Consider the following 11,785-nt stretch of genomic DNA (forward strand, 5'->3'; position numbering starts at 1 on the left):
AACGGCTGGCCCCGCCGCAACGGTGGGGGCAGCCATAATTCCTTTTTCATATAAATGAATTTCTAAAAATAACTTTTTAGAATATGTGGCGGCCGGCACAATGGGATGGTTCGTACTCTCCCTGGAATGCCCACCATGTCCCCGGACGCCTGGATCTCGCTCGCCGTCGTCGCCGCCGTCTTCCCGATCATGGCGCTGACCCGTATCGGCCCCGACATGGTGCTGATGGGCGCGCTGGTCCTGCTGATCGGCCTCGGCGTGGTCGCCCCCGACCAGGCGCTGGCCGGCTTCTCCAGCAGCGGCCTGTTCACCGTCGCCTTCATGTACGTGCTGGTCGCGAGCATCCGCGAGACCGGCGGCATCGATCTGATCATCCGTTACGTGCTGGGACGCCCCCGGGGCGAGCAGCGTGCCCTGGCGCGCCTGGTGCTGCCCGTGGCCTCGCTGAGCGGGTTCCTCAACAATACCCCGGTGGTCGCCACCTTCATTCCCGCGGTGCTGAGCTGGAGCCGACGCCTCGGCCTGCCGGCCCACCGGCTGCTGATGCCGCTCAGCTTCGCCTCCATCCTCGGCGGCACCATCACCCTGATGGGCACCAGCACCAACCTGGTGGTGCACGGCCTGATGATCGAGCGCTATCCGTCGCTGGAGATGGGGCTGTTCGACATCGCCTGGGTCGGCGTGCCGGTGGCGGCGGTGGGGCTGGCCTATCTGCTGCTGGTCGGGCGTCGCCTGCTGCCGCCGCGCACGGGGGCCACCGAGGCGTTCGAGAATCCCCGCGAGTTCACCATCGAGATGGAGGTCGACCCGCGCGGCCCGCTGGTCGATCGCAGCGTCGAGGAGGCCGGGCTGCGTCATCTGCAGGAGCTGTTCCTGGTCGAGATCGAGCGCGACGGCAACGTGGTCAGCGTGGTGGGGCCCGGCGAGCGGCTCAAGGGCGGCGACCGGCTGATCTTCGCCGGCACCTCGGCCGGCGCCGTGGAGCTGCAGCAGATCCGCGGGCTGATCCCCTCGCATCACGACGAGTCGAGCCTGCAGAAGGACTTCAAGGAGCGCCGCCTGGTGGAGGCGGTGGTCTCGGACCAGTGCCAGTTCATCGGCCAGCGCATCCGCGATGGCCACTTTCGCACCCTCTACGGCGCCGCGGTGCTGGCGGTGTGCCGCGGCGGCGAGCGAGTGGCCGGCAACCTGGGCCAGATTCGCCTGCAGCCGGCCGACGTGCTGCTGCTGGAGGCGCGTCCGCCGTTCATCGAACGCCACCGCCAGTCCCGCGACTTCCTGCTGATCAGCCAGGTCAACGGCTCGGCGCGGCCGGTGCACGAGCGCGCCTGGCTGGCCTGGAGCATCCTCGCGGTGGTGGTGCTGCTCGCCGCCAGCGGCGTGACCAGCCTGCTCAGCGCCGCCATGCTGGGCGCGGCGGCCTCGGTGCTCACCGGCTGCTGCTCGATCGGCTCGGCCAAGCGCGGCATGGATACCCAGGTGCTGCTGACCATCGCCGCCTCCTTCGGCCTGGGCGCCGCGCTGGAGGCCAACGGCGCGGCGGTGGCGCTGGCCCAAGGCGCCATGGGCTGGGTCGACGGCAACCCCTGGTGGCTGCTGATCGGCACCTACCTGCTGGTGGCGCTGCTGACCGAGCTGGTGACCAACAACGCCGCGGCGGTGATCAGCTTCCCGGTGGTGGTCGCCGCCGCCGAGCATCTGGGCGTGAGTCCGATGCCCTTCGTGGTGGCGGTGATGTTCGCCGCCTCGGCCAGCTTCCTGACCCCGGTCGGCTATCAGACCAACCTGATGGTGTACGGCCCCGGCGGCTACCGCGTCGGCGACTACCTGCGCGTGGGCGCGCCGCTCAACCTGCTGACCGCCGCGGTGGCGCTGGGGCTGATTCCCCTGATCTGGCCGTTCTGACGCCGTGCCGGGCGCCCCTCGCTCGATGGGGCGCTTTGCGCTAGGGTGTCGCTTTTGTGCTGGAGACGAGCCATGAGCGCATCCGACGAGCTGACCATCGAGCCACGCAGCGGGCGACCCGCCGATGCCTGCGTGTTCATCCTCCACGGCTTGGGCGCCGACGGCCACGACTTCGAGCCGCTGGTGCCGGCCCTGGGGCTGCCGGACGACCTCGACGTCCGCTTCATCCTGCCCCACGCGCCGCGCCTGCCGGTGACCATCAACGGCGGCATGACCATGCCGGCCTGGTACGACATCCTCGAGGCCAGCCTCGATCGCCGCGTCGACGAGGCCCAGCTCAGGGCGTCCGCCGAGCGCATCCAGGGGCTGGTGCACGAGCAGATCGCCCAGGGCGTGCCCGCCGAGCGGATCATCATCGCCGGCTTCTCCCAGGGCGGCGCGGTGGCCTATCAGGCGGCGCTGACCTTCCCCGAGCGGCTGGGCGGGCTGCTCGCCATGTCCACCTACCTGGCCACCGTCGACAGCCTCGAGCCGGCCGCGGCCAACCGTGATTTGCCGATCGAGATCCATCACGGCAACGCCGATCCGGTGGTGCCGGAGGCGCTGGGCCAGGCCGCCCGCGACCGCCTCGAGGCCCTGGGCTATCCGGTCCGCTATCGCCAGTACCCCATGGCCCATGCCGTCTGCCCGCAGCAGGTGGCGGACATCGGCCCCTGGATCGCCGCCCGGCTGAGCCGCTGATCCCCAGGATTCCGAAGCGCTCCCGCCGAGCTTTCGCGAGCGCTGCTGCCGGCCGAGATGGCGGCAGCGGCGGTGCGCCGCCGCCTCGACGCAGCGCATCGCCAAGCGGGCGGGGCTCATCCCGTGATGGGCCCCTGATGCGTCGGGCCGGTAGCGAACCCCCCCGGGATTGCGGCAGGATAAGGGACGGAATCCAATGGAAAGGAGTCACCGATGTCTCTGTCAGAAGACCTTCGCCTCCCGGTCGGCTGCCCCAGCTGCGGGAGCCAGCTGATGCGGGTCTCCAGCATCAAGAAGCCCGATGATCGTGTGCACTGCGCCTCCTGCCAGCGCTTCGTCTGCCTCTATCACGATGCCTGCAAGGTGCTGAAGAAGGGCCCCGGCAGCGAGAGCGAGGCGCTGATCGAGAAGGCCTTCAACCGCGGCGGCTGATGCGACGTTCGGCATCGGCAGCATCAAGAAGCCCGATGATCGTGTGCACTGCGCCTCCTGCCAGCGCTTCGTCAGCCTCTATCACGATGCCTGCAAGGTGCTGAAGAAGGGGCCGGGCAGCGAGAGCGAGGCGCCGATCGAGAAGGCCTTCAACCGCGGCGGCTGATGCGACGTTCGGCATCGGCAGCATCAAGAAGCCCGATGATCGTGTGCACTGCGCCTCCTGCCAGCGCTTCGTCTGCCTCTATCACGATGCCTGCAAGGTGCTGAAGAAGGGGCCGGGCAGCGAGAGCGAGGCGCTGATCGAGAAGGCCTTCAACCGCGGCGGCTGAGGCGCTGATCGCCGCGTCGTCGTGCGCCGTGGGCCTGACAGCGGGCCGGCCCCGGAGGGGGCCGGCACGTGACGTTCCCGAGCGGGCGTTACAGGGTCAGAGCAGCTCCTCGCCGGCCAGGGCCAGACGCGAGCGCTCGACGCTCTTGAGGGTGACGTGCCCGGCGTGGGGCCAGTCGCGGAAGCGTTGCACCACCGCCGCCATGCCGCAGGTATTGGCGGTGAGGTAGGGCGTGTCGATCTGCCCCACGTTGCCCAGGCAGACGATCTTGGTGTTGCGCCCGGCCCGGGTCAGCAGCGACTTGAGCTGCTTGGGCGTGAAGTTCTGTGCCTCGTCGATGATCAGGAAGGTGTCGTTGAGGGTGCGGCCGCGCATGAAGCCCGGGGCGCGGATCTGCACCCGCGAGCCCAGCAGCTGGCGGGTGGCCTCCTGGTTCCAGGTGGTGCTGCCGTCGTGCTCGTCGCGCAGCAGGTTGTCCATGTTGTCGTGGAAGGCGCCCATCCAGGGCGACATCTTCTCCTCCTCGGTGCCGGGCAGGTAGCCGATGTCCTCGCTCATCGAGATCGGCGCCCGGGTGAACACGATGCGCTCGAAGCGCTTGGTGTCGAGGGTCTGCTGGAAGGCGGCGGCGAGTGTCATGAAGGTCTTGCCGGTGCCGGCGCTGCCGGCGATGGTGACCAGGTCGACCTCGTCGTCCATCAGCAGGTTGAGGGTGAAGTTCTGCCGGCTGTCGTGGGCGTGAACGCCCCACACGCTGGCGCCGTGCCGATAGTTGGTGAGCAGCTCCAGATGCGCGTGCTTCGGCCCCAGGTCGCGCACGATGGCCTCGAAGCTGGCCTCGTCGTCGCTGTCGGAGACCAGCATGCCCAGGTGCCAGTCGGCGGGGATCTCGCCGTTGAGGCGATAGACCACCTTGCCGCTGTCGTCGCGTTCGACCTTGACGTCGGCCTTGAGGCTCTCCCACAGGCCGCGGCCGTCGGGGCCCGCCTCGGGGTAGACGCGGGCGCCGCCGAGCATGGCGTCGCTGTCGTCGAAGGCGCGATCGGTGAGGTAGTCCTCCACCGGCACGCCCACCGCGGCGGCCTTGACCCGCAGGTTGATGTCCTTGGTGACCAGGATCACCGAGGCGTCGGCGCGCTCGTCGCGCAGCCGGCAGGTCTCGGTCAGCAGGCGGTTGTCGGGGCTGTTCTCGAGGTGATCCGGGGTCTCGAGATCGTCGTAGCAGAGCAGGCGCAGGCGGCCTTCGGGGCCGTTGAGACGCGGGATGGGAATGCCTTCGCGGATCTGGCTGAGATCGACGTTGGCGGTGAGGTCCGAGAGGGTCCGGCTGACCTGCCGGGCGGTGCGGGCGATTTCGCGAATGCCGTTCTTGTGCTTGTCGAGCTCCTCGAGCACGGTCATGGGGATGACCACTTCGTGCTCATCGAACTGATAGAGGGCGGCGGGGTCGTGGATCAGGACATTGGTGTCCAGCACGTAAAGCCGGGTGGCTTTCTTGTCGATGCGTACCATCGGCGCGGCTCTCCTGATAATCACCGGGACGACGTCAAAACAGATGACGCCTCGATGTCGACACTGTCAGCGCGGGATGTCGGTTCCGTGACAGACGCGACGTGCAGGCCTGGGCTCCGGGCTCACCTCCTCGTTGATGGCAGCGGTCTGTTCATCAGACCGTCACATGTGGTTTTCGATTCCAGCATGGGCCAATTCTGCTGCTTCGCACAATCGACGTTTTCTCAACGCCGCGGCGAGAACGACCGGCGCCATGGCGCCGGTCGGGGGCATTCGGGCGGGCAGCATCAGGTCAGGATCTGTACCTCGTCGCCCTCGAGGCGCGCCGGCCAGGTGCGCAGGCGGATCGCGTCGTCCTCCAGGCACTGGCCGTCGTCGAGGCGGAAGTGCTGCTTGTAGAGCGGGGAGGCCACCACCGGCTCGCCCCGGGCGTCGCCGACGATGCCGCGGGCGATGACGTTGGCGCCGGAGAAGGGATCGCGATGATCCACGGCGTAGAGCTCGGTGGCGTGGCCAGGCAGGTAGAAGAGGGCCACCTGGGCCGTGCCCTCGGCGGTCTCGATCCAGGCGGCGACGCCGGAGTGGGCCACCAGGTCGGCGCGGGTGCAGAGGGTCTGCCAGGTCGGGGTCATGGTCGGGGCTGCTGCGGTTGCGGTGGTCATGGATATTCCTCGGGAGCGAATGGCCAGGTATCAATGGCGGTCGACTCTCCGGCGACAAGCCACGCGAGGGCGCTATGACCCCATCCCTGGGCGCTACTTTGGCCATCCATGGCCAAAAACCCCTCGCTTAGGCTTGTCCCCGGCGTCGATCCCGCTATCGGAAGCGCGATGCCTTACGCGGGTCTCAACTGGCCGCGCTCTTCGGTGACGATGATGTCCGGGTCGGGGCGCGCATCGTTGACGAAGCTGCGGAAGCGCTTGAGCTTCTCCGGATCGTTGATGGCGCCCGCCCACTCGCACTCGTAGTTGTCGATCACGGTCTGCATCTGGGCCTCGAGCTCCTCGTTGATTCCCAGGCTGTCCTCGAGCACTACGGCCTTGAGGTAGTCGAGGCCGCCCGCCAGGTTCTCGCGCCACACCGAGGTGCGCTGCAGGCGGTCGGCGGTGCGCACGTAGAACATCAGCAGGCGGTCGATGATCGCGATCAGCTGCGCGTCGTCGAGGTCGGTGGCGAAGAGCTCGGCGTGGCGCGGGCGCATGCCGCCGTTGCCGCACACGTAGAGGTTCCAGCCGTGCTCGGTGGCGATCACGCCGATGTCCTTGCTCTGGGCCTCGGCGCATTCGCGGGTGCAGCCGGAGACGGCGAACTTGAGCTTGTGCGGCGAGCGCAGGCCCTTGTAGCGATGCTCGAGCCGGATCGCCATGCCCACGCTGTCGGCCACCCCGTAGCGGCACCAGGTGCTGCCGACGCAGGACTTCACGGTGCGCAGCGACTTGCCGTAGGCGTGGCCGGTCTCGAAGCCGGCCGCGATCAGCTCGCCCCAGATGTCGGGCAGGTCCTCCAGGCGGGCGCCGAACAGGTCGATGCGCTGGCCGCCGGTGACCTTGGTGTAGAGCCCGTATTTTTGCGCCACCTGGCCCAGCACCATCAGCTTGTCCGGGGTGATCTCGCCGCCCGGCACCCGCGGCACCACCGAGTAGGTGCCGTTCTTCTGCATGTTGGCCATGAAGGTGTCGTTGGTGTCCTGCAGCGGGATGTGCGCGGCGTCGGTGATCGGCTCGTTGAAGCAGGAGGCTAGGATCGAGGCCACCGCCGGCTTGCAGATATCGCAGCCCAGGCGATGGGCGTCGGAGGCGCCGTGCTTGTCGATCAGCTCGCCGAAGGTCCGGATGCCCTCGACCCGCACGATGTCGAACAGCTCCTGGCGGGTGTGGGCGAAGTGTTCGCAGATCGAGGTGTCGACCTCCACGCCGCGGGCCTCGAGCTCGTGGTCGACCACGTTCTTGAGCAGCGCCGCGCAGCCGCCGCAGCCGGTGCTGGCCTTGGTCTCGGCCTTGACCGCGCCGAGGTCCATGGCGCCGGCGTCGAGGCTTTCGCAGATCGCGGCCTTGGTGACGTTGTGGCACGAGCAGATGGTGGCGTCTTCGGGCAGGGCGTCGGCGCCGAGCGTCGGCGCGCCCTCGGAGGACGGCACGATCAGCGCCGCCGGATCCTCCGGCAGCTCCAGGCCATTGCTGTAGTACTGCATCAGGGTGTCGTAGGCGTCGTTGTTGCCCACCAGCATGGCGCCGAGCAGCTTCCTGCCGTCGCCGGAGACCACCAGCTTGCGGTATTCCTGCTTGAGCTCGTCGAGATAGCGGAAGGTCCGGGCGCCGGGGCTGCGGCTGCCGTGGGCGTCGCCGATGGCGCCCACGTCGACGCCGAGCAGCTTGAGCTTGGTGCTCATGTCGGCGCCGTCGAAGGTCAGCTCGCCGCCCAGCAGGGTGTCGGCGGCGGCCTTGGCCATCTGGTAGCCGGGGGCCACCAGGCCGAAGATGCTGTTCTGCCACAGCGCCACCTCGCCGACGGCGAGGATCGCCGGGTCGCTGGTCAGGCAGCGGTCGTCGATCACCACGCCGCCGCGCTCGCCGATCTCCAGCGCGCAGTCGCGGGCCAGCTGGTCGCGGGGGCGGATGCCGGCGGAGAACACGATCAGGTCGGTCTCCAGCACCTTGTCGTCCTGGAACACCATGCGGTGGCGGCTGGCCTGGCCGTCCTCGATGTGCTGGGTGGCGCGGTCGGTGAGCACCTGCACGCCCAGCGCCTCGATCTTCTCGCGCAGCAGCTCGCCGCCCTCGGCGTCGACCTGCATCGGCATCAGCCGGGGGGCGAACTCGACCACGGCGGTGTCGAGATCCAGGCCGCGCAGGGCGTTGGCCGCCTCCAGGCCCAGCAGGCCGCCGCCAACCACCACGCCGGTGGTGGCGTCCGCGGCCGCCGCGCGGATGGCGTCGAGATCGTCCAGGGTGCGATAGACCAGGCAGTGGTCGCGCTCGTGGCCGGGAATCGGCGGCACGAAGGGGAAGGAGCCGGTGGCCAGCACCAGCCGCGCATAGGGATAGCGGCCCCGCTCGGTGATCACCTCGCTGGCGTCGCGATCGATGGCGGTGACCTCCTCGGCGAGGCGCAGCTCGATGCCGTGTTCGGCGTAGAAGTCGGCGTCGCACAGGGCCAGGGACTGGGCGTCCCGGCCGGCGAAGTACTCGGACAGGTGAACGCGGTCGTAGGCGCGGTGGCGCTCCTCGCCGAACACCGTGATGCGGTAGTGCTCGGTGGCGCCGCGTTCGATCAGCTGTTCGACCAGATGATGGCCGACCATGCCGTTGCCGATGATGATCAGCGGGGGAGTTGCTTGGCTGGGCGTGTTCATGCGGCTTCCTCCTGCGGGGAGCGGTCCTGGGCGTGGGGCGTGGCGGGATTCGGTGCTTCGGCCTTCGTGGCGTCGAGCAGGGCCCTGGCATCGGCCGGGCCGAACAGCAGCGCCTGACGGCAGGCGTCGAGATGGCGGCCGGCCAGCGCCTCGGCGAAGTACCAGGGGCCGGCGGCGGTATCGCCATAGAGCACGGCGCCCTCGAGGCGGCCGTCGCGCAGCAGCAGCCGGCGATAGTCGCCGTGTTCGGGGTCGTGGTAGGTCAGCACCTCGTGGTCGACGCCGGGCTCGATGGGGCCGAAGGCGTACAGCGAGATGCCGCTGACCTTGAGCTTGGTCGCGGTGGGCGCTTCCACGTAGCCCTCGACGTCCTCGCCGGCCAGCCCGGCGGCCAGCACCTCGACCTGGCGCCAGATCGGCTCGACCAGGCCATAGGTGCGGCCCTCGAACTCGCAGCATTCGCCCAGGGCGTGGATGGCCGGGTCGCTGCTGGTCAGGCGGTCGTCGACGACGATGCCGCGGTGGACCTCGAGGCCGGCCCGGCGACCCAGTTCGACGCTGGGCGCGATGCCGATGGCCAGCACCACGCAGTCGGCGGGCAGCCGGCGGCCGTCGGCCAGGCGCACGGCGCTGACGCGGCCCCGGCCGTCGTCCTCCAGGCGTTCCAGGTCGGCGCCGGTGACGATCTCGAGCCCGCGGCCCTCGAACTCGGCCTCGAGCAGGCCGGCGGCGGTGGCGTCGAGCTGGCGGTTCATCAGCCGCGAGGCGCGCTGGAGCACGCTCACCGACAGGCCGGCACGCGCTCGTTTACGTAGTCCCTCGGCGGCCTCCAGGCCCAGCAGGCCGCCGCCGATCACCACCGCGCGGCCGCCGCGCTCGGCGGCGCGGGTCAGGGCGGCGGCGTCGTCCAGATCGCGGAAGGCGTGCACGCCGTCGAGTTCGAGGCCGTCGACCGGCGGCAGGGCGGGGGTGGAGCCGGTGGCCAGCACCAGGCGGTCGTAGGCGATCTCGCGGCCGCCGACGGTGGTCAGGCGGCGGGCGGCGCGATCGATGCGCTCGACCCGTTCGCCGAGTACCAGCTCGACGCCGCGCTCGGCGTACCAGTCGGCGTCGCGCAGGGTCAGCGCCTCGCGTTCCATCTCGCCGGCCAGCAGCGGCGACAGCAGGATGCGGTTGTAGGCGGGGCAGGCCTCCGCGCCGATCAGGGTGATGCGGCGCGGCGCGCCCTCGCGCTGGACCAGCGCCTCGACCAGTCGCTGGCCGGCCATGCCGTTGCCGACGATCACCAGGTGATCGACGGGCGCCGCGGGCGATGGCATGGGGCCATCGGGCAAGGCGGTGGCTGTCGGGTCATCGGGACTCATCTCGGATTCCCTCCATAAACGCAGAAGACGCCTCGACGCTCCCCGGCATTGGGGAGCGTGGAGACGTCTTCGTCTGGACTTCGAGGTGCGATCGCCGTTGACCGCCGAAGGGCCGGGCCCTCCGTTCTGGCCTGTTCCTATCAAGGTTCGGGCCAGGACAGGGTGAAAGTCAGAAAACTCAGAGAGTTAAATAATCATCGCCGGGCGATGACCGCCGCCGGGGCGGCCCCTGACGGCGCCGTCATGCACGCTCCTGGTGCGTCGCGGCATCGAAATGCACGGGGCTGTAGCAGGCCTCGACCACGCCGCGCCGGAGGGGGACGTCGAGCTGGCGGGTCAGGTGGTCCACGACCCTTGCCATCTCGCCGACCTCCGGGCGCAGCCCGGTGAGGCGCTGTGCCACCGGCGGCTCGCCCAGCGGCAGCGTCGGCAGATGCTCCAGGGCGCGATCCAGATAGGGTGGCAGGGCCAGCCAGTCCCGGGCCTGGCGACGGTGCTCGGGCGCCTCGGCCAGCCAGCCGGCGGCGGCGACCAGGGCCCGGATCATGGCCGCGAGGGTGGCGGGGTGGCGCCCGGCCCAGTCGCGGGTCACGCCGAGCATCTTCTCGGGATGGTCGGGCCACAGCTGGGCGCCGGTGGCGACGACATGCCCGCCGCCGCGCTGGGCGGCCTGGCTGCCCCAGGGCTCGCCGACGCAGAAGCCGTCGATGCGCCCCTGCTCGAGGGCCTCGACCATGCGCGACGGCGGCAGGGCGACCAGCTCGACGTCGCGATTGGGGTCGAGGCCGCCCAGGGTCAGCCAGTCGCGCAGCTGGTAGTGGTGGCCGGAGAAGGGGTGGACCATGGCCAGCCGCGGACGTGGCGCGCCGCGCCGGCGCAGCCGCTCGGCGAAGTCGCGGGCGTTGACGGCCGGGTCCCGGCCGCCGGGCGAGCCGTCGAGGGGCGTCGCCATGCCTTCCGCCCAGTAGGACGACAGCACCAGGGTATTGCCGTTGCGGCCGAGCACCAGCGGCGCCAGGACGTCGCAGGGCGGCCCGGAGGCGCCGAGGCTCATGGCCAGCGGCAGCGGGGCCAGCAGCTGGGCGCCGTCGAGCATGCCGGCGGCCAGCTTGTCGCGCAGGGTCGACCAGGCGCTCTCCCGCGACAGCGTGACGTCGAGCCCCTCGGCGGCGAAGAAGCCGCCTTCCCGGGCGACGATCGGCAGGGCGGCGTCCAGCAGCGGGACGATGCCCAGGGTCAGTCGGGGACGCTCGGGGGCATGGGGCATGCTCATAGGCCTTTCTCCAGTCCTTCGAGGATATCGATCACGTTGCCGGCCACCTCGCCGATGCGCTGGCCGCGGTCCATGGCCAGCTTGCGCAGCGTCTGGTAGGCCTGGGGCTCGTCGCAGTCCTGGTGCTTCATCAGCATGCCCTTGGCCTTCTCGATGCGCTTGCGGTCGGCGAGCTGGGTGCGGGTGCGGTCGAGCTCCTGGCGCATCGACTGGAAGGCGTCGAAGCGGGCCACGGCGACCTCGAGGATCGCCCGGACCCGGGTCGGCACCAGGCCGTCGACCACGTAGGCGCTGACGCCGGCCTTGAGGGCGGCCTGCATGGAGTCGGGATCGTGCTGGTCGGCGAAGAACACCACCGGCCGCGGGTTCTCCCGGTGCAGCTGCGACATGCTGTCGAGGGTGTCGCGGTCGGGGGATTCCATGTCGATGATGACCACGTCGGGCGCGTGGCGCTCGACCATGTCGTTGAGGCTGGCCGGGCTCTGCAGGTGGCAGATCACTTCGTGCCCCTCCTGGCCGAGGGCCTCCTCGACCATGGCGGCGCGCACGCTCTCGTCGTCGACCAGCAGGATTCGCAAGGGCTGGGGCATGGCATAGGGCTCGTGATGGGGAAACGGTCAGGCCCAGTTCATGCAAGAGCCATTCCAGCCGCATCGGCGCCGAGCGACGGTGGTGCATCGGTCGCCGACGCCGTCCTTTTGCACCACGAAGAGGCGGAGCGGGGCGGAAAATGCCGCCGGCTGGTGCAGGCGAGATCGCCGAGACGGCCGCGATGGCTTGAGTGCCGACGCTTTCCTTCCGCCTGGCATGCCGTTTGCTTTTCTCATGGAAAGACATTCCCGAGTCGCCACGGCGGCGACTCACGGCAACGACG

The 11,785-nt window shown here is 69.8% G+C and carries 11 protein-coding genes; 5 read left to right on the plus strand and 6 right to left on the minus strand.

What is annotated here, in order from left to right; genetic code table 11:
- Positions 1-135 precede the first annotated feature (135 nt).
- The 5 genes from FIU88_RS05020 (at position 136) to FIU88_RS19495 (ending at position 3,410) form a co-directional block, all read left to right on the plus strand.
- A complete protein-coding gene (locus FIU88_RS05020; RefSeq protein ID WP_152478402.1) occupies positions 136-1,905 on the plus strand; it encodes an SLC13 family permease in 1,770 nt (589 codons plus the stop codon).
- 72 nt (positions 1,906-1,977) lie between these two features.
- On the plus strand, positions 1,978-2,646 hold the full coding sequence (locus FIU88_RS05025) for an alpha/beta hydrolase (protein ID WP_152478403.1): 669 nt from the start codon (positions 1,978-1,980) through the stop codon (positions 2,644-2,646).
- A 213-nt stretch (positions 2,647-2,859) separates the two neighbouring features.
- A complete protein-coding gene (locus tag FIU88_RS05030; RefSeq protein WP_016855521.1) occupies positions 2,860-3,078 on the plus strand; it encodes a hypothetical protein in 219 nt (72 codons plus the stop codon).
- Between the two features lie 43 nt (positions 3,079-3,121).
- Positions 3,122-3,244, plus strand: a complete 123-nt coding sequence (locus FIU88_RS19490; RefSeq protein ID WP_301339548.1) for a hypothetical protein — start codon at positions 3,122-3,124, stop codon at positions 3,242-3,244.
- A 43-nt stretch (positions 3,245-3,287) separates the two neighbouring features.
- Positions 3,288-3,410 carry a hypothetical protein gene (locus tag FIU88_RS19495; RefSeq protein ID WP_301339549.1) on the plus strand — a complete coding sequence of 41 codons (123 nt, stop codon included), beginning with the start codon at positions 3,288-3,290 and terminating at the stop codon, positions 3,408-3,410.
- A gap of 96 nt (positions 3,411-3,506) precedes the next feature.
- Here FIU88_RS19495 and FIU88_RS05035 read toward each other — a convergent pair whose 3' ends face one another.
- From FIU88_RS05035 to FIU88_RS05060, 6 genes are all read right to left on the minus strand, one after another.
- On the minus strand, positions 3,507-4,922 hold the full coding sequence (locus FIU88_RS05035) for a PhoH family protein (protein ID WP_016855523.1): 1,416 nt from the start codon (positions 4,920-4,922) through the stop codon (positions 3,507-3,509).
- A 287-nt stretch (positions 4,923-5,209) separates the two neighbouring features.
- Positions 5,210-5,584, minus strand: coding sequence for a nitrite reductase small subunit NirD (gene nirD / locus FIU88_RS05040; protein WP_040478285.1), 375 nt, complete (start codon positions 5,582-5,584; stop codon positions 5,210-5,212).
- 173 nt (positions 5,585-5,757) lie between these two features.
- The gene (gene nirB, locus FIU88_RS05045) at positions 5,758-8,274 is read right to left on the minus strand and encodes a nitrite reductase large subunit NirB (protein ID WP_152478404.1); all 2,517 of its coding nucleotides are present in this window, start codon (positions 8,272-8,274) and stop codon (positions 5,758-5,760) included.
- The gene (locus FIU88_RS05050) at positions 8,271-9,593 is read right to left on the minus strand and encodes an NAD(P)/FAD-dependent oxidoreductase (RefSeq protein ID WP_152480137.1); all 1,323 of its coding nucleotides are present in this window, start codon (positions 9,591-9,593) and stop codon (positions 8,271-8,273) included. Before FIU88_RS05050 ends, nirB begins: the two co-directional genes overlap by 4 nt.
- Positions 9,594-9,879: 286 nt before the next feature.
- On the minus strand, positions 9,880-10,911 hold the full coding sequence (locus FIU88_RS05055; protein ID WP_152478405.1) for a CmpA/NrtA family ABC transporter substrate-binding protein: 1,032 nt from the start codon (positions 10,909-10,911) through the stop codon (positions 9,880-9,882).
- A complete protein-coding gene (locus FIU88_RS05060) occupies positions 10,908-11,501 on the minus strand; it encodes an ANTAR domain-containing response regulator (protein ID WP_016855528.1) in 594 nt (197 codons plus the stop codon). The genes FIU88_RS05055 and FIU88_RS05060 overlap by 4 nt, the downstream gene beginning before the upstream one ends.
- Positions 11,502-11,785: the final 284 nt, after the last annotated feature.

The sequence above is a fragment of the Halomonas sp. THAF12 genome (genome assembly GCF_009363675.1).
In the GTDB taxonomy this organism is placed as follows: domain Bacteria; phylum Pseudomonadota; class Gammaproteobacteria; order Pseudomonadales; family Halomonadaceae; genus Halomonas; species Halomonas smyrnensis.

What these genes read in the sequence shown, in the direction of transcription:
- FIU88_RS05050 (WP_152480137.1), bottom strand. Translation starts at nt 9,593, where the DNA reads ATGCCATCGCCCGCGGCGCCCGTCGATCACCTGGTGATCGTCGGCAAC.
- FIU88_RS05020 (WP_152478402.1), top strand. Translation starts at nt 136, where the DNA reads ATGTCCCCGGACGCCTGGATCTCGCTCGCCGTCGTCGCCGCCGTCTTC.
- nirB (WP_152478404.1), bottom strand. Translation starts at nt 8,274, where the DNA reads ATGAACACGCCCAGCCAAGCAACTCCCCCGCTGATCATCATCGGCAAC.
- FIU88_RS05025 (WP_152478403.1), top strand. Translation starts at nt 1,978, where the DNA reads ATGAGCGCATCCGACGAGCTGACCATCGAGCCACGCAGCGGGCGACCC.
- FIU88_RS05060 (WP_016855528.1), bottom strand. Translation starts at nt 11,501, where the DNA reads ATGCCCCAGCCCTTGCGAATCCTGCTGGTCGACGACGAGAGCGTGCGC.
- FIU88_RS05035 (WP_016855523.1), bottom strand. Translation starts at nt 4,922, where the DNA reads ATGGTACGCATCGACAAGAAAGCCACCCGGCTTTACGTGCTGGACACC.
- nirD (WP_040478285.1), bottom strand. Translation starts at nt 5,584, where the DNA reads ATGACCACCGCAACCGCAGCAGCCCCGACCATGACCCCGACCTGGCAG.
- FIU88_RS05030 (WP_016855521.1), top strand. Translation starts at nt 2,860, where the DNA reads ATGTCTCTGTCAGAAGACCTTCGCCTCCCGGTCGGCTGCCCCAGCTGC.
- FIU88_RS05055 (WP_152478405.1), bottom strand. Translation starts at nt 10,911, where the DNA reads ATGAGCATGCCCCATGCCCCCGAGCGTCCCCGACTGACCCTGGGCATC.